We start from the raw sequence: 23978 nt of genomic DNA, 5'->3' as shown, positions 1-23978 counted from the left end.
CGTCGTGCACGGGGCTTCGTCGTGCACGGGGCTTCGTCGTGCACGGGGGCTTCGTCGTGCACGGGGCTTCGTCGTGCACGGGGCTTCGTCGTGGAACGGGTGCGCGGGCGCCCGCGCCCAGGCCCCGCGCCCCGTGCTTCGGGCTCCATGCCCCCGTGCTCCGGGCTCCGCGCTTCGGGCTCCGGGCTCCCGGCTCCGTCAGGCGCGTGCGGCGCCGGGGGCGTACACCGTCTCGATGCCGGCGACGATCAGCCGCAGGCCCTCCTCGAACCGGTCGTCGTAGCCGGCGAAGATCTCCGCGCCGGCCGCCGCCGCGAGCGGGTACGCGGCGAGGCGCCCGGCCCGCTCCTCGATGTCGAAGCCCTCCCGGGGCTCGCCGGGCTGGGACTCGGTGCCCTGCTCCTCGATGACGAACCCGAGCGTGTACATGTACGCCGTCGTACTGGCCCGCACCGCCTCGCGCAGCGAGAACCCGGCGTCGACGAGGGCGCCGAGCTGCCGCTCCATGTCCTGGGCGTGGTCGGTGCCGGTGAACCGGGCACCGCTGTAGACCTTGGCGCCGTCGCGGTAGCGCAGCAGCCCGGCGCGCAGGCCCCGGTTGGCGATGAGCACCAGCTCCTGCCAGCTCTGCCCGGGGGCGGGCCGGGCGGCCGGGTCGGCGACCATCCGGCGGTACATGACGGTCGCCATCTCAGGGCCGGGGCCTGGACGTGCAGTTCCTGGGCGATGGCGCGGAGCGTGAGCCCCTCCAGGCCGCGCTCGTTCAGCAGCCGCAGGGCGGTCTCCGCCACCTGGCCGGGGTCCAGCTTGCTCGTCTTCTTGGTCGCCACCCCGTCACGGTATCCCCTTGACTCCTTAACACCGTTAAGGCGATGCTGTGGGCACCGGCATTTAACATCGTTAAGGACTGGAGGCGGTCAGCCATGACAGCGCACGGGGACACGGACGTCGTCATCACCGGAGCGGGCCCGACGGGACTCGTGCTCGCCCTCGACCTCGCCCGCCGGGGCGTCCGGGCGCTCCTCCTGGAGCGGGCGGACGGACTCTTCCCCGGCTCCCGGGGCAAGGGGCTCCAGCCACGCAGCCAGGAGGTCCTGGACGACCTCGGCGTCCTCCCCGAGGTGCTGGCGGCGGGGGGCCCTTACCCCCGGATGCTGGCCTGGGAGGGCACCGAGCGGCGGGGCGAGTGGGACATGATCGAGCGCTCCGAGCCCACCGAGCGGGTGCCGTACGCGAACACCCTGCTGATCCCGCAGTCCCGCACCCAGGAGCTGCTGTACGCCCGGCTGACGGCGCTCGGCGGCGGCGTCCGGTTCGGGGCCGCGCTCACCGGGCTGCGCCAGGACGACACGGGCGTGGAGGCCCTGCTGAGCACCGGGGAGACGATCCGGGCCGCCTTCCTCGTCGGCGCCGACGGGGGCCGCTCCACGGTCCGCCGGGCGCTCGGCGTCGGCATGACCGGCGAGACCGTCGACCCCCGGCCGATGCTCGTCGCCGACGTGCGGATCTCCCCCGGCGCGGTGGCCGACCGGGACCACTGGCACGTCTGGCGGGCCGCGGACGGCGGGGTGGCGCTCTGCCCGCTGCCGGGCGGTGACGGCCTCTTCCAGCTCGCCGCCACCTTCGAGGACGCGGACGCGGGCGTCGACACCACCCCGGAAGGCGTCCGCGCGCTGCTGGCGGCCCGCACGCCGCTCGCGGCGGAGGAGATCACGGAGGTGCCCTGGGCCTCCGACTACCGGGCCCGGGCGGCGCTCGCGGACCGGTTCCGGGAGGGCCGGGTCTTCCTCGCCGGCGACGCGGCCCACGTCCACTCCCCGGCCGGCGGCCAGGGCCTCAACACCGGCGTCCAGGACGCGTACAACCTCGGCTGGAAGCTCGCCCAGGTGCTGCGGCACGGGGCCCCCGCCGCGCTCCTGGACAGCTACGAGGCCGAGCGCCGCCCGGTCGCGGCGGACGTCCTCGGGCTCAGCACCCGCCTCCACCGGGCGACCGCCGACGGCGACGCCCCCCAGCGGGGCAGGGACGTCCAGCAGCTCGGCGTCGGCTACCGCGACTCGGCGCTCGCGGTGGACACCCGCGCCCAGGGACCGGGTGACGCCGTGCGCGCCGGCGACCGCGCCCCGGACGGGCCGCACGGAGACGGGCGCCTCTTCGACCTCTTCCGGGGCCCGCACTTCACCCTGCTCGCGGTCGGGCCCGCCGAGCCTCCCGCACTGCTCCCCGAGCAGGTCCGCGCGGCCCGGCTCACGGCCTACGAGCCGTACGGCCCCGGTCTCTTCCTGATCCGTCCGGACGGGTACGTGGGCTGGGCCGGCGCGCGCGCCGACGCGAGCCTCGACGCCTACCTGGCGGCGGTCGGTCTGACCCTCGCGGGCGTACGGGCCTGAGCCGGGGCTACGCCTCGCCGGGCGGCTCCTCGCCCTGCGGGTCGTCGCCCCGCGGCACGTACCGGAGGACGCCCCACATGCTGTGCTCGTCCGGGGCGTCCGCGGGTCCGTCGACCTCGCAGCCGGCGAGCTCCTTGCGCAGGGCCGCCGCGTCGACGCCGGTCCCGATCAGGACCAGCTGCGAGAGGCGCTCCTCCCCGGCCGGCCAGGGCTCCGGGTAGAAGCGCAGGAAGCGGCCGACCGCGTGCACCAGATAGCGGTGGTCGGGGTCGGCGGCGCCGAAGTCCACGAAGCCCTTGAGGCGGTACAGCCCCTCGGGACGGGAGTCGAGGAAGGCCATCAGCCGCCGGGGGTGCAGCGGCACCGCCGTGGCCAGGGAGACGGTGTCGTAGGCCGCGTGGGGGTGGGCGTGGCCGTCCTCGTCCGCGTAGAGGACGTCCTCGATCGACATCTGGCCGGCGATCTCGTCCTCCGGGACGACCCGGTCGAAGAGCAGCTCGGGATCGATCCGGCCGTGCGTCGCCTCGATCACCGCCGCCCGGTCCGCGAGCCCGGCGACGGTCTCCCGGACGGCCCTCAGCTCGTCCTCCGAGACGCGGTCGGCCTTGTTGACGACGACCAGGTCGGCGAGGGCGAGGTGGCGGTCGGTCTCGGGGTGCCGCTGCCGGGTGGCGGCGAACTCGGCAGCGTCGACGACCTCCACGAGGCCGCCGTAGACGACCCGCCGGTTCTCGCTGGCGAGCACCATCCGGACCAGCTCCTGCGGCTCGGCGAGCCCGCTGGCCTCGATGACGATCACGTCCAGCCGCAGCTCGGGCCGGGTCAGCACCTCCAGGTACTCGTCCAGCTCGCTCGCGTCCACCGCACAGCACAGACAGCCGTTCCCGAGGGAGACGGTCGACCCCACCTGCCCGGCTACCGTCATCGCGTCGATCCCGATGTCGCCGAAGTCGTTGACCATGACCCCGATCCGGGTCCCCCGGGCACCGCGCAGCAGCTGGTTCAGGAGCGTGGTCTTCCCCGCCCCGAGAAACCCGGCGAGGACGACGACGGGGATCTGCTGCGCGCTCAAGAAGCAAGCCTTTCGCTGGACGGCACGAGGGGCGACTCTCCGACCCCTCCCAGGAGCGGCCGGCCCTCCAGGATAGGCAGCCCACCCCCACGCTCCCCCTGCCCCACGCGCGCGTGGGGCACTCCATCACCCCCCTCGCGGCCCCGGCCCGGCCCACCCCGCCAGGAGCCCCCTCGACGGCGCTCCGCCGGAAACCCGTCCCCCACGCGCGCGTGCCCCGCCGGGGCTCCCGCCCCCCGATCCCGTCGCGTTTCCGGTCGCGCGCGCCGTCCCCGTACCGTTTCGGGCATGACCCGCAGCGCTTCGATCCCCTCCGCACGCCCCGCCGTGCGCCGACGGCGACGGCTGGGATGGCCGCGGCGGGTGTTCTCGCAGGTGCTGCTGATGCAGCTGGCCGTCGCCACCGGCGTCACGGTGCTGGCCACCGGCTTCTTCCTGGCCCCGCTGAGCGCCCAGCTCGACGACCAGGCCATGCGGCGGGCCCTCGCCATCGCGGAGACCATCGCCTCCACCCGTACGGCCGCCGACCTGGCCGGCGGGCCCCCGTCGGCGACCGGGCCGGTGCAGCGCGAGGCGGAACGGGTCCGGGCGGCGACCGGCGCCGAGTACGTGGTCGTCATGGACACCCGCGGCGTGCGCTGGTCGCACCCCGACCCCGTCCAGATCGGCCGGACCGTCTCCACCGACCCGAGCGAGGCCCTGGCGGGCCGCGAGGTCATGGAGATCGACAGCGGCACCCTCGGCCGCTCGGCGCGCGGCAAGGCGCCGCTGCGGAACGCCGACGGCGGGATCGTCGGCGCGGTCTCCGTCGGCATCGCGTACGACAGCGTCCGCGACCGGCTCCTCTCCGCGATCCCCGGCCTCCTGGCCTACGCGGGCGGCGCGCTCGCGGCCGGCGCCCTCGCGGCGTACCTGATCTCCCGGCGCATCCAGCGACAGACCCGTGACCTGGCCTTCTCCGACATCTCGGCACTGCTCGCCGAGCGCGAGGCGATGCTCCACGGCATCCGCGAGGGCGTGGTGGCCCTCGACCGCAAGGGGTCCGTACGGCTCCTCAACGACGAGGCCCAGCGCCTGCTCGGCCTCGGCCCCGACGCCGCCGGACGGCCGCTCGACGCGCTCCTCGGCCCCGGCCGCACCGCGGACGTGCTGACCGGCCGGGTGACCGGCGCCGACCTGGTGACCGTCCAGGGGCACCGGGTGCTGATCGCCAACCGGATGCCCACGGACGACGGCGGCGCCGTGGCGACCCTGCGCGACCGCACCGAGCTGGAGCGGCTCGGCCGGGAGCTGGACTCCACCCGCGGTCTGATCGACGCCCTGCGGGCCCAGGACCACGAGCACGCCAACCGTCTGCACACCCTCCTGGGGCTCCTGGAGCTGGAGCTGTACGAGGAGGCGGCCGACTTCGTCACCGAGGTCGTCGGGGTCCACCGGGCGACCGCCGAGCAGGTCACCGAGAAGGTCCACGACCCGCTGCTCGCCGCCCTCCTGGTCGGCAAGGCGACGGTCGCCGCCGAGCGCGGCGTCGCGCTGCGGATCGCCCCCGACTCGCTGCTCCCGGACCGGCTGGTCGACCCCCGCGAGCTGGTCACCGTCGTCGGCAACCTCGTGGACAACGCCCTGGACGCCGCCTCGGGCGGCCCGGACGCCCGGGTCGAGGTGGCGCTGCGCGCCGACGGCCGGACGGTGGTCCTGCGGGTCGCGGACAGCGGGCCCGGCGTCCCCGAGGAGCGCCGGGAAATGATCTTCACCGAGGGGTGGACGACCAAGGAACCGCCCGCCCACGGCCGGCGCGGCCTCGGCCTGGCACTGGTCCGGCGCCTCGCCGAACGGCGCGGAGGCAGCGCGCGGGTGGCGGCCGGACCGGCCGGCGGCGCGGAGTTCACCGTGGTCCTGCCGGACGCCCTGACGGAGACCGCGCCGCCCGCACCGCGCGGACCGGTGGACCCGACCGCGGCCGAGGAGCTCTCCCGATGATCGACGTGCTCGTCGTCGACGACGACGCCCGCGTGGCGCGGGTGAACGCCGCGTACGTGACCAAGCTGCCCGGCTTCCGGGTCGCCGCCACCGCCCACTCGACGGCCGAGGCCCTGGCCGTGCTGGACGGCCGGCCGGTGGACCTGGTCCTCCTCGACCACTACCTCCCGGACGAGAACGGCCTCGCCGCCATCCGCGAGCTGCGGGCCCGCGGCCACCAGTGCGACGTGATCATGGTGACCGCGGCCCGGGACGTGGCGACCGTGCAGGCGGCGATGCGACACGGCGCCCTCCAGTACCTGGTCAAGCCGTTCAACTTCGCCGGACTGCGCTCCAAGCTGGAGGCGTACGCGACGCTCCGCCGCACCCTGGAGGGCGGCGGCGAGGCCGAACAGGCCGAGGTCGACCGCATCTTCGGCACCCTGGCGGCGGGCGCCGCCACCCCCGACCTGCCCAAGGGGCACTCGCCGACCACGGCCGAGCTGGTCCGCCAGGTGCTGCTGGCCGCCGACGGCCCGCTCTCCACCCAGGAGCTGGCCGAGCGGGCCGGCGTCAGCCGCCAGACCGCCCAGCGCTACCTCAAACTCCTCGAACGCTCCGGGCGGGTACGGCTCTCCCTCCGGTACGGCGAGACCGGTCGCCCCGAGCACCGCTACACCTGGGTCTCCTCGCCCTGACGCGCCGGGAGGGATCAGACGGCCCCGGCCCCGGTGAGCGCCCGCACCTCGGTCTCGGCGTGCCGCGCCTCGTCGGGCGGCTCGGGCGAGGTGACGGTGCCGAGCCAGCCGGCGAGGAAGCCGAGCGGGATGGAGACCACGCCCGGGTTCTGCAGCGGGAAGACCTGGAGGTCGACGCCCGGGAAGAGCGCGTCCGGACTGCCGGAGACCACCGGTGACAGCAGCACCAGGAGCACCGCGGGGACGAGTCCGCCGTAGACGGACCAGACCGCTCCCCGGGTGGTGAAGCGGCGCCAGAAGAGCGAGTAGAGCAGCACCGGGAGGTTGGCCGAGGCGGCGACCGCGAAGGCGAGCCCGACGAGGAAGGCCACGTTGAGGTCGCTGGCCAGCAGCCCCAGTCCGATCGCGGCCGCGCCGATGACGGCGGCGGCCACCCGGGCGACCGCGACCTCGCTGTACTGCCTGCCGTCGGGCCGCCGCAGCGAGGCGTAGAGGTCGTGGGCGACGGAGGCCGAGGAGGCCAGGGTGATCCCGGCGACGACGGCGAGGATGGTCGCGAAGGCGACGGCCGCGACGACCGCGAAGAGCACCGTGCCGCCGGTGGAGCCCGCTCCCCCGCCGAGGTCGAGCGCGAGCAGCGGGACGGCCGTGTTCCCCGAGGCGTTGGAGGCGCGGACCTCGTCGGAGCCGATGAGGGCGGCGGCACCGAAGCCGAGGACGATCGTCATCAGGTAGAAGCCGCCGATGAGGCCGATGGACCAGACGACGGAGCGGCGGGCGGCCCGCGCGGTGGGCACGGTGTAGAAGCGGGACAGGATGTGGGGCAGTCCGGCGGTGCCGAGGACGAGCGCGAGGCCGAGGCTGATGAAGTCGAGCCGGGCCGTCCAGTCGCCGCCGTAGCGCAGCCCGGGGCCGAGGAAGGCGGTTCCGTGCCCGCTGCGCTCGGCGGCGGTGCTGAGCAGGCTGTCGATGTCGCCGTGGAAGCGGATCAGGACGAGCACGGTGAGCGCCACGGTGCCCGCCATCAGCAGCACCGCCTTGACGATCTGGATCCAGGTGGTGGCCCGCATCCCGCCCAGCGACACGTAGATCACCATCAGCGCGCCGACGCCGATGACCGTCCAGGTGCGGGCCGCCTCGCCAGTGCCGCCCAGCAGGAGGGCCACCAGACTGCCGGCGCCGACCATCTGGGCCACGAGGTAGAGCACCGACACGGCCACCGAGGAGGTGCCGGCCGCGATGCGGACGGGCCGTTCGGCCATCCGCGCGGCGACGACGTCGGCGAGGGTGAACCGGCCGCAGTTGCGGACGAGTTCGGCGACGAGCAGCAGCACGACCAGCCAGGCGACCAGGAAGCCGACCGAGTAGAGCATGCCGTCGTAGCCGTAGAGCGCGATGAGGCCGGAGATGCCGAGGAAGGAGGCCGCGGACATGTAGTCGCCGGCGATGGCGAATCCGTTCTCCATCGGCGAGAAGAGCCGGCCGCCGGCGTAGAACTCCTCGGTCGAGCCGTGCCGGTTGCGGCTCACCCAGGTGGTGATGCCGAGGGTCACGGCGACGAAGGCGCTGAAGAGCAGCAGGGCGAGCGTCTGGTGGTCTCCGGTCACCACTGTCCGGCCCCTCTCGTCATCTCCTGGGTGTCCCAGCGCAGTTCGAGCGCCGCCCGGTCCCGGCGCAGCCGCGCGTGGCGCGCGTAGGCCCAGGTGAGGAGGAAGGTGGTGAGGAACTGGCCGAGGCCCGCGACCATCGCCACGTTGACCGCGCCGGCCACCGGGCGGGCCATCAGGCCGGGTGCGGCCGTGGCGGCCACGACGTAGGCGAGGTACCAGAGGAGGAAGGCGACGGTCGCGGGGAAGGCGAAGCGGCGGTAACGGCGCCGCACCTCCTGGAAGGCGGGGCTCCGCTGGACCTCCAGGTAGATCTCGGCCGCCCCGGGCGTCCGGTGCCCGGCCTCGTCGTACCGCGGGCGCGGCACCCCCGTCGCCGCCCCGTCGTCCCGCGCCCCCGCGCGCTCCTGCTCGTCCAGCTGCTCCACCGGTCAACTCTCCTTGTCAGCGAACCGTTTCGGCCGCGTGCCCAAGGATGGACAGAGTGGGCAGATCCCGGACTCTTCTCCCTCCGGTCTTCACCCCATCAGGTGACTCTTCGTCCCGGTTCCTGACCGGACCGCACCGATATGCGTATGGACGCCGCACCCGCCCGGCGCCGGCCGGGCGGGGCCGGGCGGGTGCGGGTCGTGCGGTGGTGCGGGTCGTGCGGTGGTGCGGCTCAGGCGTCGATGCGCGAGCGGTCGAGGGTCGCCGCGGAGCTGGTGATGAACTCCTTGCGCGGCGCCACGTCGTTGCCCATCAGCAGGTCGAAGACCGTCTCGGCCGCGTCCAGGTCGCCGATGTTGATCCGGCGCAGGGTGCGGTGGCGCGGGTCCATCGTGGTCTCCGCGAGCTGGTCGGCGTCCATCTCTCCGAGGCCCTTGTAGCGCTGGATGGAGTCCTTGTAGCGGACCCCCTTGCGCTGGAACTCCAGGAGCGTCTGCCGCAGCTCGTTGTCGGAGTACGTGTACACGTACTTGTCCTGGCCCCTCTTGGGCTGGACCAGCTCGATCCGGTGCAGCGGCGGCACGGCGGCGAACACCCGGCCGGCCTCGACCATCGGGCGCATGTAGCGCTGGAAGAGGGTCAGCAGCAGCGTGCGGATGTGCGAGCCGTCGACGTCGGCGTCGGTCATCATGATGACCTTGCCGTACCGGGCCGCGTCGATGTCGAAGGTGCGGCCGGAGCCCGCTCCTATGACCTGGATGATCGCGCCGCACTCGGCGTTCTTGAGCATGTCCGAGACGGACGACTTCTGGACGTTGAGGATCTTGCCGCGGATCGGCAGCAGGGCCTGGAACTCGCTGTTGCGGGCGAGCTTGGCGGTGCCGAGCGCGGAGTCTCCCTCGACGATGAAGAGCTCGCTGCGCTCGACGTCGTCGCTGCGGCAGTCGGCCAGCTTCGCCGGCAGCGAGGAGGACTCCAGGGCGGTCTTCCGGCGCTGCGCCTCCTTGTGCTGGCGGGCGGCGATCCGGGTCCGGGCCGCGGCGACGGCCTTCTCCAGGACGGCCCGGGCCTGGGCCTTGGCGTCCCGCTTGGTGGAGGTCAGGAAGGCCTTGAGCTCGCGGGCGACCACGGTGGCGACGATCCGGCGGGCCGCCGAGGTGCCGAGGACCTCCTTGGTCTGGCCCTCGAACTGCGGCTCGGCGAGACGCACGGTGACGACCGCGGTCATGCCCTCCAGGGCGTCGTCCTTGACGATGTCGTCCTCGGCGACGCGCAGCATCTTGGCCGAGCGCAGCACCTCGTTCACCGTCTTGGTGATGGCCTGCTCGAAGCCGGAGACGTGGGTGCCGCCCTTGGGGGTGGCGATGATGTTCACGAAGGACCGGACGGTGGTGTCGTACCCGGTGCCCCAGCGCAGGGCGACGTCGACGCCGAGCTCGCGGGTGACCTCGGTGGGGGTCATGTGGCCGCGGTCGTCGAGGACCGGCACGGTCTCCTTGAAGGTGCCCTGGCCGGTGAGGCGCAGCACGTCGCAGACGGCCTTGTCCTGCGCGAGGAACTCGCAGAACTCGCTGATGCCGCCGTCGAAGCGGAAGACCTCCTCGCTCTTGCCGATGCCCTCCAGGTCCCGCTCGTCGCGGACGACGATGGTGAGGCCGGGCACGAGGAAGGCCGTCTGGCGGGCGCGCTGGTGCAGCCCGTCCAGGGCGAGCTTGGCGTCCTTGAGGAAGATCTGGCGGTCGGCCCAGTAGCGGACGCGGGTGCCGGTGCGGGTCTTGGGCACCCGCTTGCCCTTGACCAGACCGCTCGCCGGGTCGAAGGGGCTGTCGGGGCCCTGCTCGGTGAAGATGCCGGGGACGCCGCGCCGGAAGCTGATCGCGTGCGTGGCGCCGTTCCGGTCGACCTCGACGTCGAGGCGGGCCGAGAGGGCGTTGACCACGGAGGCGCCGACGCCGTGCAGACCGCCGGAGGCCGCGTACGAGCCGCCTCCGAACTTTCCGCCGGCGTGCAGCTTGGTCATGACGACCTCGACGCCGGACAGGCCGGTCTTGGGCTCGACGTCGACCGGGATGCCCCGGCCGTTGTCGCGGACCTCGACGGACCCGTCGTCGTGGAGGATGACGTCGATGCGGTCGCAGTAGCCGCCCAGGGCCTCGTCGACCGAGTTGTCGATGATCTCCCAGAGGCAGTGCATCAGGCCACGGCTGTCCGTGGACCCGATGTACATTCCGGGACGCTTGCGGACCGCTTCGAGCCCTTCGAGGACGAGCAGGTGCCGCGCGGTGTAGTTGGAACCGTCACGGTCTGCGGTCAGCAGCGCACTGGACGGCACGGACGTTTCGGCGGTCACGCGGTTCGCTCCTCGCTGAATTTGAGATCTTGCCCGATGGGGTGAGTATCGGCGTCGCTCACCGCACAGAGGGTACCGATGCCTGGTAGGGCCGCTGAAACGCCACCCTCCCGGTTTGCTCATGCTAGTCCAGACTCGTATGGATGTTCGATCCCTCGATGGGGTGACGCGAACATCACGTTCCCTTCCCGGCATGAACCATCTAGGCTCCGGGCACGTCCTCATCAACAACCGGCAACCCCGCCGGGAGGACGGCCGACACACCACAGCAATGCGAAACCCGTAGAGCGACGCAATACGGCTCATTCGCCGCCAACCGGCAGCAAACAGCCACCTTGGGAAAAGTTTCAAGGAAAAGCCACGAGCGGGAACGTTTTCGGCCTGGTTGGATGTTGACCCTGGTACGACAGCTCGTCGAGCTAGAGAAGAGGCGACGTGACTACTGTTCTGACCCCCGCGAGCCCCCTGACGGCCGCTGACCGCTGCGACCGCTGCGGCGCCCAGGCTTACCTGCGTGTCGTCCTGGCCAGCGGAGGTGACTTGCTCTTCTGCGCCCATCACGGTCGCAAGTTCGAGCCGGAACTCAAGAAGATCGCCGTTGAGATACAGGATGAGACGGACCGGCTGACCGACGTGCCGGCCCGCACGGTGGGCGACGAGCACTGACTCCGCGCTACCACGACGAGCTAAGGGCCGGTCTCTGACGACCGGACGACGGGCGGTCATCCCCTGCGGGGGATGACCGCCCGTTCTCGTACCCACGGGGGCACCGCCGTCATCGGACCGCGCCTCCGCTCGCTCCGCGCCCCTGTCGGGCAGGTGTGCCGGTCCGCTGCCGGGCCGCCAAGGGCCCCTGCGGCGCCTCAGAGGCGCTCGGGCAGCACCGTGGACACCCGCGTGTAGACCCCCGGGTTCTCGGCCTGTCCGCAGCCGCTGCCCCAGGACACGAGCCCGACCAGCACTCCGCGTGCCACCAGCGGGCCGCCGCTGTCGCCCTGGCACGCGTCCCGGCCGCCGCGGGGGTCGCCGGCGCACAGCATGGTCTCCTTGCGGTACGAGACCCCGCCGAAGCCGTCCGGGTACGCGCGCTCGCAGGCGGCGTCCGGGAGTACCTGGACGTGCGCGGAGCGGAGCGAGGAGGCGTAGCTGCCGTTCCCGCTCGTGTCGCCCCAGCCGTACACCTCGGCGGCCGTCCCCGGGTTCTCCGCCGCGTCACCGCGCGCGGCCACCTTGATGACGAAGGACTCCGGCAGGGATTCGGCGAGGGTCAGCACGGCGAGGTCGCCCGAGTTGGTCGTCGGGTCGTAGTCGGGGTTCACCCAGGTGTCCGCGATCCGGACCTCCTGCCCGCCCTGCCCGCGCAGCGACGCGCGACCCGCGATCACCGAGAAGTCCCGCAGCTGCCAGGGCTGACCGCCGAGCACCTCGCGCCCCAGGCAGTGGGCCGCGGTGAGCACCTTGGTGGGCGCCACGACGACGCCGCCGCAGAACTGGCCCGCCCGCGTACCCCCGAACCGGTCACGGCTGGACAGGGCCACCACCCAGGGCGCTTCGGTGATCGCGGCCGGGCTGCCGCCCACCACGACGCTGTCCGCCGCGGCCGGGGCGGCACCGGCCACCACTCCTGCCACCGCCGTGACCAGACCCAGGGCACCCGTCAACGCTCGGGCGAAGGGACCACGCATGGAGCCTCCTGACTCTCCGCTGATATCCGTTCACCCAGCGTCCAGCACGGAGGGGTCCCCTGCACCGCGAACGGCCGAAGGGCCCGGCTCCCCGAGCGGGGAACCGGACCCTTCGGCCACTGCCGTGCGTCCCGGACGGACCGGAACGGTCAGTCGAGGTAGTCGCGCAGGACCTGCGAGCGCGACGGGTGGCGCAGCTTCGACATCGTCTTCGACTCGATCTGGCGGATCCGCTCGCGGGTCACGCCGTAGACCTTGCCGATCTCGTCGAGCGTCTTCGGCTGGCCGTCGGTGAGACCGAAGCGCATGGAGACCACGCCGGCCTCACGCTCGGAGAGCGTGTCGAGGACGGAGTGCAGCTGCTCCTGGAGGAGCGTGAAGCTGACCGCGTCGGCCGGGACGACCGCCTCGGAGTCCTCGATGAGGTCACCGAACTCGCTGTCGCCGTCCTCACCCAGGGGGGTGTGGAGGGAGATCGGCTCACGGCCGTACTTCTGGACCTCGATGACCTTCTCGGGGGTCATGTCGAGTTCCTTGGCCAGCTCCTCCGGGGTGGGCTCGCGGCCCAGGTCCTGGAGCATCTGGCGCTGGACGCGCGCGAGCTTGTTGATGACCTCGACCATGTGCACCGGGATACGGATGGTGCGGGCCTGGTCGGCCATGGCGCGGGTGATCGCCTGACGGATCCACCAGGTGGCGTACGTGGAGAACTTGTAGCCCTTGGTGTAGTCGAACTTCTCGACCGCGCGGATCAGACCCAGGTTGCCCTCCTGGATCAGGTCCAGGAAGAGCATGCCGCGGCCGGTGTAACGCTTGGCCAGCGAGACCACCAGACGGAGGTTGGCCTCCAGGAGGTGGTTCTTGGCGCGGCGGCCGTCCTCGGCGATGATCTCCAGCTCGCGCTTGAGCTTGGGAGCGATCTTGTCCGAGTTGGCGAGCTTGTCCTCGGCGAAGAGACCGGCCTCGATGCGCTTGGCGAGCTCGACCTCCTGCTCGGCGTTGAGCAGCGGGACCTTGCCGATCTGCTTCAGGTAGTCCTTGACCGGGTCCGCGGTGGCACCGGCGACGGCGACCTGCTGGGCGGGAGCGTCGTCCTCGTCCTCGTCGGACAGGACGAAGCCCTTGGTCTCGCCCTCGGTCTCCTCCTCGTCCTTGCCCGGCGCGACGTCCTCGAGGAGCTCCTCGCCCTCGATCATTTCGTCGTCGGACTTCTTGGACGCGGTCTTCTTGGCCGCCGTCTTCTTGGCGACGGTCTTCTTGGCCGCCGTCTTCTTGACGGCGGTCTTCTTCGCGGCCGCCTTCTTGGCGGGCGACGCGGCCTCGTCGGCCGGGTCCGCGCTCTCGGCCGCGGGGGCCGCCGAGCCGGTCGCGACGGTGGTCCTCGTCACCGTCGCCGCCCTGGCGGTGACGGTGGTCTTGGCGGCGGTGCGCTTGGCCGGGCTCTTCGCTGCTGCGCTCTTGCGGGCGCGCTTCGGCGACTCCGCTGCACTGACCATCAGCGTCACACCCTCTTCCTCGAGGATCTGATTGAGGCTGCGCAGAACATTCTTCCACTGGGTTGGCGGAATCTGGTCAGCCTCGAAGGCCCGACGCACGTCATCGCCGGCGATCTGCCCATCAGCCTTTCCCCGCTCGATGAGCGCCATCACAGACTCGGACTCGGCGATCTCCGGCGGGAGCGTACGGGATGTGCTGGCCGACACGAACAACCTCTCGGAACGATGGAAACGGCTTCCGGCCCCGCCCGAAGGATCGGACCGGAGCCGACGACCGTCGACGGGGAATGTGCCGACGGCGCGGGCTGGACCGGGGAACTGCACAGCGCCTGCACCGGCAGCTGTATTCCTTCCTCGGCTGTCACCTCTTAGGTCATCGCACGGGTCGGAGGAGTGTTACGCCCAATCTTCGTGTCCCGAGTCACACCGCATCCGCGACGAACCGGGCGGAACGGTACTCAAGCGTACATTCGGCGCCGCCGGAACCCTGGCGCGGTCCGGGGAACCCGGTCGGGCTCCCCGGACCGCGCTCGGATCCGGCGGCTCTCCCTGCGTACGCACCCGTGCGCTTCCGGCCACGGTCCGCGGATCAGTGCTCGCGGGGGGAGGGGACGACGGGGGGCTCCACCCCGGGGTGGACCGTGAGCAGTTGGCGCATGGCGGTCTCGGCGGCCACCGCGTCCCCGGCGGCGAGGGCGTCGACGATGCGGCCGTGGTGGGCCAGGCAGCTCTCGCCGGGGCGGTCGCAGGCGGTGACGGGACCGCCGGAGACCTGGAGGGCGGCGGCGACGATGCCGGAGAGGTGCTCCAGCATGCGGTTGCCGGCGAGCTGGATGAGCAGGGAGTGGAACTCGGTGTCGGCGCGGGAGAAGGTGATGCCGTCACCCTGCGCGTACGCGTGACCCATGATCTCGACCATGTCGGCGAGGCGCTGCTGCACATCCTCGCGGCCGTGACCGGCGGCGAGGCGGGCGGCCAGCGGCTCGATCGTCCAGCGCAGCTCGTTGAGCTCGCGCCGCTGGTCGTCGCGCTGCGGGCCGAAGGCGCGCCACTCGATGATGTCGGGGTCGAGCAGGTTCCAGTCGCTGACCGGGCGGACCCGGGTGCCGACGTTGGGGCGGGCGCTGACGAGGCCCTTGGCCTCCAGGACGCGGAGGGACTCGCGCACGACGGTGCGCGAGACCTCGAAGCGCTGGCCGATCTCCTCGGGGACGAGGGGACGATCCGCGCCGAGGTCGCCGGAGACGATCATCTGGCCGAGCTGCTGGACGAGCTGGCCGTGCAGTCCGCGACCGCGGCTGCCGGCGGTGCGGCGGCCCACGCGGCCGAGGTCCGTCTCCACCCCCTCCCAGGAGGGCGGGCCCACGCGGTCGGCGACGGGGGCCTCCGCGTAGGGGTAGCGGTCGAGATCGCCCGGGGCGCCGAGGCCGGAGTCGACGGAGCGGGCGGCGGTCATCATCGTGTGCGCAAGGGTACTCACGCATCCTTTGTCGGCGTGGCCTCCGTGGCCCTTGAGGTCTTTGGTGAAAAGCACACGAAAGGGTGATCGGCACCCCCTACACAATTGACGATTATTCGGACATAAGCGGCATTGTGCAAGGGAGTTGCGACCCAAGCGGAACATACCGATCCGGAAATGATCACCAACGCGCCTGCCGACGAACCCCGGTGACCAGATAGGCGCAGAGCAGGACCGTCAACGTGAGCAGGAGGGCCACTCCGGCGGGCTGCGCCACTACCTCCAGCGCCCCGGCGATCCACCGGTCGAGGGGTGGCGCCCACCGCGGCCCCGCGAACTCGCCCAGGCGGGCCGGGAGTCCGGCGACGGACCGGACGGCGGGACCGCTCATCACCTGCCGCAGCAGCGGGACGAAGGCGACCGGGACGAAGAGGACCGCCGCCACCCCGGCCGCCGCGGCCCGGAACACCCCCGCCCCCAGCACCCCCGCCCAGGCGCAGCCGACCGAGAGGCCCAGCCAACTCGCCGTCATCGCGTGCCAGTTGTCGGGCACGATGATCAAGTCGGCCCCGTAGAAGAGCCGGAGGGCCGCCAGGTCGGCACCCGCCACCAGCACACCGAGGACCAGGGCGACGGCCGCGGAGACGGCGAGCTTGGCGAGGAGCAGCGCGAGGCGGCGCGGCACGGCCCCGCGGCCGGCGGCGAGCGCGGGGTAGCGGTACTCCTCGCCGAAGGAGAGCGCGCCGATCAGCCCGGCACCGAGCGCCGCGGGCGGCAGCGGCAGGAGGTCGGGCCAGGCGGCGAGCACCGCCGGGAGCGAGGTGCCGCCGCCCCGCCCGAGCAGCACCGCGAGCACGGCCGACACGGCCAGGGCGCCCGCCAGGACCAGCGCCGTGGACGGTACGCCGGTGATCCGGCGCAGCTCGTACCGGAGCGGCCGCAGCGGCGAGCGGACCGGGCGTCGCGCCCCGGCGACCCGGTCCGGAGCGGCGGCACCCGTCCCGGGGAGCGGACCGGGCGCCGCCTCCTCCCCCACCCCGGCGGGACGGCTCTCGCCGGTCTCGTCCGCGAGCCGGTGGACGGGCACGCCGTGCCGGAAGGCCGTGTCCCCCACCTGGGCACAGTCGCCGCCGTACACCAGGAGGAGGTTGCCGTCCTCCGTCACGACCTCGACCGGACGGCGGGCGGCCCTGGCCTCCTGGGTCACGGCGGCGGCGAGCCGTGCGGCCTGCGGGGTGCGGACGACGACCCGGGGCCGCAAGCGGGTGCGGGCGAACTCTCCGGCGTCCTGGGCGGCGGCGAGGCGGCCGCCGTCGAGCGTGACGACGCGGTCGGCGTTCCTCGCCGCGTCCCTGGCGTCCCGGGTGGTGTAGAGGACGGTGCCGCCGGCGTCCGCGTGCGCGCGCAGCAGCGCGTGCAGCCGCCCCCGCTCCTCCGGGGACAGCCCCGCTCCCGGGTCGTCCAGGAGCAGCGCGTGCGGCTCCCCCAACAGAGCTGCGGCCAGGGCGAGTCGGCGCTCGGCCCCGCGCGGCAGACTGCCGAGCCGTCGCCCTTCCAGCCCGGCGAGGCCCACGGCGCGGATCGCCTCGTCGGCCCGGGCGACCGGAACTCCCGCGCCTGCCGCGAGCATCCGCAGCTGCCCGCGGACGGTACGGGACGGGTGTCCGGGTACGTCTCCGAGGACGATCCCGACCTCGCGCGCGGGCTGGGCGATCCGGTGCAGCGGCCGGCCCCGGAAGTAGGAGAGTCCGCGCCCCGGGTCGAGTTCGAGCAGGAGGCGCAGGGCGGTCGTCTTGCCGGCGCCCGGGGGGCCGACGAGGGCGGTCACGGCCCCGGGCGGGGCCTCGAAGGTCAGATCGTCCACGGCGGGCGGGCGATCGCGGCGGGGGTTGCTGGTCAGTCCGATGGCCTGGAGCATCGCTTCTCTCGCGGTAGGAGTCACCGCTCCGCGGCAGGGCGGCGCTATCGCAGCAAGATAACGCCAGATTTCGGACTTTTGGCGCAGGGTTGCCGCCCCGGGGGCGGCGGGGGCGTGTGCCCCTCAGACCTCGGGGCGCAGCATCGGCGGGTTGAGCAGCGTCGCGCCACCGGCCCTGAACAGCTGGGCGGGGCGCCCTCCCTGACGGGTGGTGGTCCCGCCGGTCGGCACGAGGAAGCCGGGGGTGCCGGTGACCTTGCGGTGGAAGTTGCGCGGATCGAGCGAGACGCCCCAGACGGCCTCGTAGACCCGGCGCAGCTCGCCGACGGTGAACTCCGGCGGGCAGAACGCCGTCGCGAGCGAGGAGTACTCGATCTTGGAACGGGCCCGCTCCACGCCGTCGGACAGGATCTGGGCGTGGTCGAAGGCGAGCGCGTCCGGGGAGTCGGGCCCGGCGGCCCGCGCCTGGTCGAGCAGTTCCTCCACGGGGGCCCAGCGCGCGCTGTTGGCGTCGCCGCCGGGCCGGGGGGCGGGCAGATCGGGGGCGAGCGCGAGGTGCGCGACACTCACCACCCTCATCCGCGGGTCGCGCTTGGGGGCGCCGTAGGTCGCGAGCTGCTCCAGGTGCGCGCCGTTGTCCGGCACCGACGCCGCCGACGGGTCGTGGGCGCACAGTCCGGTCTCCTCGGCCAGCTCGCGCGCCGCGGCGGCGCCGAGGTCCTCGTCGTCGCGGACGAAGCCTCCGGGCAGCGCCCACCGTCCCTGGAAGGGCTCTTCCCCCCTGCGGACGACGAGGGTGCACAGGGCGTGACTCCGCACGGTGAGCACGACCAGGTCGACGGTGACGGCGAAGGGCGGGAAGGCCGACGGGTCGTAGGGGGGCATGCCGCGATCATAGTCGTCTTCCTGACGATAAACACGCCTCTCGTGCTCTCCGCCTTCGACGTCCTCGCCCTGTCGCGAGGGTGTCCTCGTCTCCGTGTCCGGCATCCGTCACACCCCCAGCTGCAGGCCCTCGGCGGCCTCCTCGACCATACCGAGTCCGAGACGGCTCACCCGCACGGCGAAGGGCTCCCCGGCGACCACGAGCCCCGAGAGGCGGAGCTCGCCCAGCGGAGCCGAGGCCATCGGCTGCACGGCCACGCTCCGGCCGGGGGCGTCGGGGCGGATGCCGGCCAGGGCGGGGAGCGCGTGGACGGCTCCGGCGGCGGCGCCGGCGGCGGGCCGGCGGGCCGCCGGGTGCGGCACGGGGCGCGCGCCCGCAGTCCTCTGCTCGCCCGCGTACATCTCGGGCAGCCGGTGGCCGAAGTGCTCGGCGGCGTCGAGGAGGCCTCGCAGCAGGGAGGCGGCCTCCTTCTCGTATCCGGCGGCGGCCAGACCGGCGACGGCGACGGCCGTCTCGTGGACGCGGACGGCTCCGGCCCGGTGGCCGAACGGGTTGTGGCCCGGCTCCTTGGCGCCGAGGCCGCGCAGTCCCCAGCCGGAGTCGAGGGCGGGGGTGCCGAGCAGCCGCGCGACCTGTTCGGTCTCCGTCCGGTCGAGCAGCCCCTGGGCGTACCGGCCTCCGTCGAGGAGCCCGGTGTCGAGGAGGTGGGCGGCCCACCCGCCGAGCTGGGGCCAGGAGCGGCCCTCCGGCGCCCGGGCGGCGGCGGGCCGGCCGCCGGACGGGTCGTCGATCCAGAAGGTGCTCCGGAAGCGCTCGCGCAGGGTGCGGGCCGCGGCCCGGAGCTCCGCCCCGCCGGGCCGGCCGCAGGCGTCGAGGAGGCCGGCTCCGAGCAGGGCGGCCCGGTGGGCGTGGGCCTGGGTCTCGGCGCGCCAGGGGCCGCCGGGCGCCGGGTCCGGCAGGAGCCCGTCCGCGGTGAGCCCGCGGCGCAGCCAGCCGAGGCACCGCTCCGCCACCGGAAGGAGCTCGTCCAGGTCGGCGCCGGGGAGGCCCCAGCGCCGGGCCTCGGCGAGGACGACGGGGAAGGCGAGGGTGGCCTCGACGCCGGTGCAGCGGGGCGGTAGGTGCGGCCCCGCGTCCCGCAGCGGGCCGGGGAGGCGCCCGGACTCGGCTCCGCCGGTGAGCTGGGTGCGGCCGAGGGCGCGGAGGGTGCCGGCGGCGAGCCGGGTGCCGAGCGGCAGGGCCATGCGGGCCGCCCAGAGCGCCTCCGCGGTGACCGGTCCGCAGCGCCACGGGACGCCGGCCGCGAGATGGACGTCGGCCGGGTGGGCGGGGTCGCGCTGGAGGAGTGCCCGCAGGTCCTCGACGCAGGTGCGGAGCAGGGCGCCGGTCCTGCGGTCGTCGCCCTCCGCCTGGGCGTCCGGGAGCAGGTGCCCGCCGGGGCGGCCGCCCGCGCCGGGCGGAGCGGCACCGAAGGCCCGGTCGGCGTGGACGCGGAGGTGGAGGGTGGTGGCGGTGCCGGGGGCGAGATCGGTTTCCCAGCGGAGGACGCCGACCGCCGCCAGGGAGTCCGTGGGCGCCGGGTCGGCCGTGACGGCGACGGACCGGCCGTCGGGGGCGGTCCAGCGGAGGCCGGTGCCGTGCACGCTGGGTCGGAGTTCGGGGCAGGGCCGGCCGGACGCGACCGCTCCCAGCTCCGCGAGATCCGTGCCCAGAGCGAGCTCCACCGGGACCCGGACCGTTCGGGCGCAGGCGCTGCGAAGGGTGATCCGCTCGGTTCCGTCGGCGCCGCGGGAGCGTTCGACGGTGACTCCCGGATCGGGTCCGGTGTCGCCGGGGACGCGCAGGGCGCCGACGAACACGGCCCGGTCGGCGGCGGCGAGCCGTCCCTGGAGTGGGACGGGCTCGCGACCGGCGACCCGCAGGACGCTGCGGGAGAGGAGGCGCCGCCCCGACGCGTACACGCCTTCCGGCCCGTGTCCGGTGAGCTGGCCGTGCTCGGGGGAGACGGCGAAGGCGGGCAGGGCGACGCACAGGAGCGCGTCGTGGACCGGGGGGAGTTCGCCGGGTCGGGTGCCGGGGACGCCGCCGGTGCCGCCGCCCGCGGCCGGGCGTCGGAGGGGGTGTCCCGTCGGGTGTCCGGGGGCCGGGACAGGGCTGAGGACCATGGGAGGTGTGGCGTGCTCTCTGTGCGATCCGGACGGCCTGCGGGGCCTCGGCGGCACGGCTCGCCCGGCTCCGCCACAGAGGTGAACGGTCCGGTGGCGGGCGGAGTCACGGTCGTCATCGCCCGCTCCTGGTCCCGCGCCGCCCGCCGCGGTGCGGGGCGGGGTTCCCCGGCCGCGTCGCGGCGCGACCGGCGGGCCGCACGCCCGGCGTCCCCCGGCCCCGGCGGGTGGCACCGCGCCCCGCCCGCGGGAGCGCCGGCCGCGGTCCTCCGGGACGGGCTCCCCGCGTGCGGGTCCGCGTGCGGACGCGGCGGGCGGGTTCGAGGGCCGCCTTCCCGGCCTCGGCCAGGCTCTCCCGCCCCTGTCGCAGGCAGGAGCGCAGCGACTCGGGATCGAGGCCCTGGTTGCACGCCTGGTGCAGGAGGCGGGCGAAGACGTACTCGGGATCGGCCCGGAGGGCCAGGCCGAGGGCGACGCGGGCGGTCGGTTCGTCGCCGGTCGACCAGGACGCCCAGCCGGCGAGGGTCAGCGGTGCCGCCGCGTACTCCTCGTAGGGGGCGACGCAGCGCCGGGCGAGGACCCGCCAGAGCCGCACGGCCGCGGCTCCTTCGGGGCCTTCCATCCACGCGGCGAGGTGGTCGCGGGTGGCGCGGTCCTGGAGGCCCAGGATCACGGCCGCGGCCTCGCCGGGGTCGACGCGGGCGTCGTCGTCGGCCTCGATCGCGGCGCGGCCCCGGCGGGCCCCGTCCTCGCCGATCCGGCGCGGCGGTTCGGCGAACCTGCCCAGGAGCCGACCGGCGAGGGCCAGGGTCGCCTCGCGCAGCCGTGCCCTGCCGTGCTCGTCCGCGCCGTCCACGACGCGGGGGACGATCTCGGCCGCGGCGGCGTCGAGGGCGAGGCGCTGCCGTGCGTCCCCCGGGGCGCCGGTGGGCCTGAAGCTCGCCTCCATCTCCCGCAGCGTTCCGCGCACCTCGATCCCCGCGTACACGGCGGCAGCCGCCGTGGCGGAGGTGCCGCCGAGGGAGAGCGGGGTGCCCTCGGGCGGGCAGCAGCGGATGTCGGGGCAGCAGTAGGAGAAGTGGCGGCCGTCGGAGATGCACAGCACTTCGTAGACGGGGATGTCGAGGACTCCGCAGGCGGTCCGGAGTCGCTGGGCGAGGGGCCGCAGCCGCTCGTGGACCTCGCGGGCGGTCTCACCGGGGCCGGGGTCCTGGCAGAGGAAGCCGACGATGCCGTCGGGTGGCGCGGTGCGCTGGGCGGATGCCTCGACGAGGCACTCGGCCAGATTGTCCGCGGTGGCGTCCCACTCGCCGGGCGAGCGGGGGATGCCGACCCTGATCCGGCCGCCGAAGCGCCCGTTCTCACCGTGCAGGGCGACGAGCACGACGGAGTCGCTCGGGTGGAAACCGAGCACGAACGGCAGGGCGTCGGCGAGCTCGGACGGGCTGCGCAGGGTGATCTGCGGGCCTCGGGCGGATGCGCTGATTTCATGGTGATTCGCGTTCATGGCGAGGACCGTCTCGTGATCTCACGTTTCCGACAACCCCTGTGGATAACTCCGCACATACGGTGTGATGAACCTATTTGCACTGTCCACAGATCGTGGTCTCGTTCGCCGAATGTCCGAGGCATCGGGTTGCATGGACGCATGACCCACGCAGACCGCCCGGAAGACCGCGCCGCGCTCCGCACCGCCGCCGACGCCGTACTGGCCCGACTCGTCGGAGACCCGACCGGAGAGGCGAGACTGCGCGAGGACCAGTGGCGCGCCATCGAGGCGCTCGTCGCCGACCACCGCCGGGCGCTGGTGGTCCAGCGGACCGGCTGGGGCAAGTCGGCTGTCTACTTCGTCGCGACCTCCCTGCTGCGCGAGCGCGGCAGCGGGCCCACCGTCATCGTCTCTCCGCTGCTCGCCCTCATGCGCAACCAGGTGGACGCGGCGGCGCGGGCCGGCATCCGGGCCCGGACGATCAACTCGTCGAACACCGAGGAGTGGGACAGCGTCAACGAGGAGGTCGACGCCGGCGAGGTCGACGTCCTGCTCGTCTCCCCCGAGCGGTTGAACAACCCCGACTTCCGCGACCGGGTCCTCCCCCGGCTCGCGGCGGCGACGGGGCTGCTGGTGGTGGACGAGGCGCACTGCATCTCGGACTGGGGGCACGACTTCCGGCCCGACTACCGCCGGCTGCGCACGATGCTCGCCGACCTCCCGGCCGGCGTTCCCGTGCTCGCCACGACCGCCACGGCGAACGCCCGGGTGACCGCCGACGTCGCCGAACAGCTCGGCACCGGCGCGGGCACCGACGCCCTCGTGCTGCGCGGCCCGCTGGACCGCGAGTCCCTCAGCCTCGGCGTGGTCACCCTGCCCGACGCGGCCCACCGCCTGGCCTGGCTCGCCGACCACCTCGACGAGCTGCCGGGCTCCGGCATCGTCTACACCCTGACCGTCGCCGCCGCCGAGGAGGTCACCGCCTATCTCCGTCAGTGCGGGCACACGGTCGCCTCGTACACCGGCCGGACGGAGAACGCGGACCGCCAGCAGGCCGAGGACGACCTGCTGGCGAACCGGGTGAAGGCGCTGGTAGCGACCTCGGCCCTGGGCATGGGCTTCGACAAGCCGGACCTCGGTTTCGTCGTGCACCTCGGCTCGCCGTCCTCGCCGATCGCGTACTACCAGCAGGTCGGCCGTGCCGGGCGCGGCGTGGAACACGCCGAGGTGCTGCTGCTGCCCGGACAGGAGGACGAGGCGATCTGGCGGTACTTCGCCTCCGTGGCCTTCCCGCCGGAGGAGCAGGTCCGCAGGACCCTCGACGTCCTCGCCTCCGCCGGCCGCCCGATGTCGCTGCCCGCCCTGGAGCCGCTGGTCGAGCTGCGCAGGACCCGCCTGGAGACGATGCTCAAGGTTCTCGACGTGGACGGGGCCGTGCACCGGGTGAAGGGCGGCTGGGAGAGCACGGGCCAGCCGTGGGTCTACGACACCGAGCGGTACGCCTGGGTGGCCCGCCAGCGGTCGGCGGAGCAGCAGGCGATGCGCGAGTACGCCACCACGACCGGTTGCCGGATGGAGTTCCTGCGGCGTCGGCTGGACGACGAGGAGGCCGCGCCCTGCGGCCGCTGCGACAACTGCGCGGGCCCGCGCTTCGATCCGAAGGTGACGGGCTCGGCACTGGACGCGGCCCGCGGCGAGCTGGGCCGCCCGGGTGTGGAGGTGGAGCCGCGCCGTATGTGGCCGACCGGGCTGGCCGCCGCCGGGGTGGACCTGAAGGGCCGGATCCCGGCCGGGGAGCAGGCGTTCGGCGGCCGCGCCCTCGGCCGTCTGTCGGACATCGGCTGGGGCAACCGGCTCCGGCCGCTGCTCGCCGAGACCGCGCCGGACGGCCCGGTACCGGACGACGTGGTGCAGGCGGTGGTCCAGGTGCTCGCCGACTGGGCGAAGGGCCCTGGCGGTTGGGCGTCCGGCGGTCCCGACGCACCGCCCCGGCCGGCCGGTGTGGTCACGGTGGCCTCGCGCCGGCGGCCCACTCTGGTGGGCTCGCTCGGCGCGCGGATCGCCGAGATCGGGCGGATGCCCCTGCTCGGATCGGTGCGGTACGCGCCCGAGGCGGAGGACACGCACCTGTCCCGGACCAACAGCGCCCAGCGCGTGATCGGCCTGCACCGGGCGTTGGAGGTCCCGCCCGAACTGGCGGAGCGGGTGGCCTCGGCGGGTGGTCCGGTGCTCCTGGTGGACGACCTGTCCGACACCGGCTGGACCCTGGCCGTGGGGGCCCGGCTCCTGCGCCGGTCCGGCGCGGAAGGCGTCTTTCCACTGGTGCTCGCCGTCCAGGGCTGAGAAGGACCGGGAAACGGCGAGTGAATACTGGG

General features: G+C 74.0%; 16 protein-coding genes and 1 pseudogene. 5 read left to right on the top strand and 12 right to left on the bottom strand.

The window, feature by feature from the left end:
* Positions 1 to 198: 198 nt before the first annotated feature.
* A pseudogene (locus IE321_RS06205) lies at positions 199 to 830 on the bottom strand (TetR/AcrR family transcriptional regulator C-terminal domain-containing protein).
* Between the two features lie 93 nt (positions 831 to 923).
* On the opposite strand from IE321_RS06205, the gene IE321_RS06200 reads away from it, so the two are divergent.
* Entirely contained in the window at positions 924 to 2390 is a 1467-nt protein-coding gene (locus tag IE321_RS06200) for an FAD-dependent monooxygenase (protein ID WP_190222058.1), read from the top strand.
* A gap of 7 nt (positions 2391 to 2397) precedes the next feature.
* On the opposite strand, the gene IE321_RS06195 is transcribed toward IE321_RS06200, so the two are convergent.
* Complete coding sequence (locus IE321_RS06195) at positions 2398 to 3462, bottom strand: CobW family GTP-binding protein (RefSeq protein WP_190222057.1); 1065 nt, start codon at positions 3460 to 3462, stop codon at positions 2398 to 2400.
* A gap of 288 nt (positions 3463 to 3750) precedes the next feature.
* On the opposite strand from IE321_RS06195, the gene IE321_RS06190 reads away from it, so the two are divergent.
* On the top strand, positions 3751 to 5442 hold the full coding sequence (locus IE321_RS06190; protein WP_190222056.1) for a sensor histidine kinase: 1692 nt from the start codon (positions 3751 to 3753) through the stop codon (positions 5440 to 5442).
* Entirely contained in the window at positions 5439 to 6119 is a 681-nt protein-coding gene (locus IE321_RS06185) for a response regulator (protein WP_190222055.1), read from the top strand. The genes IE321_RS06190 and IE321_RS06185 overlap by 4 nt, the downstream gene beginning before the upstream one ends.
* Positions 6120 to 6133: 14 nt before the next feature.
* Here IE321_RS06185 and IE321_RS06180 read toward each other — a convergent pair whose 3' ends face one another.
* The 3 genes from IE321_RS06180 to IE321_RS06170 form a co-directional block, all read right to left on the bottom strand.
* Positions 6134 to 7726 carry a monocarboxylic acid transporter gene (locus tag IE321_RS06180; RefSeq protein ID WP_190222054.1) on the bottom strand — a complete coding sequence of 531 codons (1593 nt, stop codon included), beginning with the start codon at positions 7724 to 7726 and terminating at the stop codon, positions 6134 to 6136.
* Positions 7723 to 8154, bottom strand: coding sequence for a DUF485 domain-containing protein (locus tag IE321_RS06175; RefSeq protein WP_372470201.1), 432 nt, complete (start codon positions 8152 to 8154; stop codon positions 7723 to 7725). The genes IE321_RS06180 and IE321_RS06175 overlap by 4 nt, the downstream gene beginning before the upstream one ends.
* Before the next feature lie 233 nt (positions 8155 to 8387).
* Complete coding sequence (locus IE321_RS06170) at positions 8388 to 10505, bottom strand: DNA gyrase/topoisomerase IV subunit B (RefSeq protein WP_190222053.1); 2118 nt, start codon at positions 10503 to 10505, stop codon at positions 8388 to 8390.
* 435 nt (positions 10506 to 10940) lie between these two features.
* Here IE321_RS06170 and IE321_RS06165 point away from each other — a divergent pair, with 435 nt between their 5' ends.
* A complete protein-coding gene (locus IE321_RS06165) occupies positions 10941 to 11171 on the top strand; it encodes a DUF7455 domain-containing protein (RefSeq protein WP_030495106.1) in 231 nt (76 codons plus the stop codon).
* Between the two features lie 197 nt (positions 11172 to 11368).
* On the opposite strand, the gene IE321_RS06160 is transcribed toward IE321_RS06165, so the two are convergent.
* The 7 genes from IE321_RS06160 to IE321_RS06130 all read right to left on the bottom strand — a co-directional run bounded on the left by IE321_RS06160 (position 11369) and on the right by IE321_RS06130 (position 21621).
* A complete protein-coding gene (locus tag IE321_RS06160) occupies positions 11369 to 12190 on the bottom strand; it encodes a S1 family serine peptidase (RefSeq protein ID WP_190222052.1) in 822 nt (273 codons plus the stop codon).
* Between the two features lie 149 nt (positions 12191 to 12339).
* Positions 12340 to 13893 carry an RNA polymerase sigma factor gene (locus IE321_RS06155; RefSeq protein WP_043227265.1) on the bottom strand — a complete coding sequence of 518 codons (1554 nt, stop codon included), beginning with the start codon at positions 13891 to 13893 and terminating at the stop codon, positions 12340 to 12342.
* Positions 13894 to 14275: 382 nt separating this feature from the next.
* Entirely contained in the window at positions 14276 to 15166 is an 891-nt protein-coding gene (locus IE321_RS06150; RefSeq protein WP_043227267.1) for a FadR/GntR family transcriptional regulator, read from the bottom strand.
* Between the two features lie 160 nt (positions 15167 to 15326).
* The gene (locus tag IE321_RS06145; RefSeq protein WP_190222051.1) at positions 15327 to 17063 is read right to left on the bottom strand and encodes an ATP-binding cassette domain-containing protein; all 1737 of its coding nucleotides are present in this window, start codon (positions 17061 to 17063) and stop codon (positions 15327 to 15329) included.
* Positions 17064 to 17186: 123 nt separating this feature from the next.
* Positions 17187 to 17948 (bottom strand): NUDIX hydrolase, encoded by a 762-nt coding sequence (locus tag IE321_RS06140; RefSeq protein ID WP_190222050.1) that lies wholly within the window; start codon positions 17946 to 17948, stop codon positions 17187 to 17189.
* A 108-nt stretch (positions 17949 to 18056) separates the two neighbouring features.
* A complete protein-coding gene (locus IE321_RS06135; RefSeq protein ID WP_190222049.1) occupies positions 18057 to 20114 on the bottom strand; it encodes a glycogen debranching N-terminal domain-containing protein in 2058 nt (685 codons plus the stop codon).
* Positions 20115 to 20229: 115 nt separating this feature from the next.
* Positions 20230 to 21621 carry a DUF4192 domain-containing protein gene (locus IE321_RS06130; protein ID WP_190222048.1) on the bottom strand — a complete coding sequence of 464 codons (1392 nt, stop codon included), beginning with the start codon at positions 21619 to 21621 and terminating at the stop codon, positions 20230 to 20232.
* 141 nt (positions 21622 to 21762) lie between these two features.
* On the opposite strand from IE321_RS06130, the gene IE321_RS06125 reads away from it, so the two are divergent.
* Complete coding sequence (locus IE321_RS06125) at positions 21763 to 23946, top strand: RecQ family ATP-dependent DNA helicase (RefSeq protein ID WP_190222047.1); 2184 nt, start codon at positions 21763 to 21765, stop codon at positions 23944 to 23946.
* The last annotated feature ends 32 nt before the right edge of the window (positions 23947 to 23978 follow it).

It is taken from the genome of Streptomyces hydrogenans, from assembly GCF_014656075.1.
Lineage (GTDB): Bacteria > Actinomycetota > Actinomycetes > Streptomycetales > Streptomycetaceae > Streptomyces > Streptomyces hydrogenans.
This window is presented reverse-complemented; position numbering and strand designations above follow the sequence as displayed.

Excerpts from the sequence above, each read along its gene's own strand:
- IE321_RS06160 (WP_190222052.1), bottom strand. The coding sequence starts at position 12,190 with ATGCGTGGTCCCTTCGCCCGAGCGTTGACGGGTGCCCTGGGTCTGGTC.
- IE321_RS06185 (WP_190222055.1), top strand. The coding sequence starts at position 5,439 with ATGATCGACGTGCTCGTCGTCGACGACGACGCCCGCGTGGCGCGGGTG.
- IE321_RS06145 (WP_190222051.1), bottom strand. The coding sequence starts at position 17,063 with ATGCTCCAGGCCATCGGACTGACCAGCAACCCCCGCCGCGATCGCCCG.
- IE321_RS06200 (WP_190222058.1), top strand. The coding sequence starts at position 924 with ATGACAGCGCACGGGGACACGGACGTCGTCATCACCGGAGCGGGCCCG.
- IE321_RS06190 (WP_190222056.1), top strand. The coding sequence starts at position 3,751 with ATGACCCGCAGCGCTTCGATCCCCTCCGCACGCCCCGCCGTGCGCCGA.
- IE321_RS06135 (WP_190222049.1), bottom strand. The coding sequence starts at position 20,114 with ATGGTCCTCAGCCCTGTCCCGGCCCCCGGACACCCGACGGGACACCCC.
- IE321_RS06140 (WP_190222050.1), bottom strand. The coding sequence starts at position 17,948 with ATGCCCCCCTACGACCCGTCGGCCTTCCCGCCCTTCGCCGTCACCGTC.
- IE321_RS06125 (WP_190222047.1), top strand. The coding sequence starts at position 21,763 with ATGACCCACGCAGACCGCCCGGAAGACCGCGCCGCGCTCCGCACCGCC.
- IE321_RS06130 (WP_190222048.1), bottom strand. The coding sequence starts at position 21,621 with ATGAACGCGAATCACCATGAAATCAGCGCATCCGCCCGAGGCCCGCAG.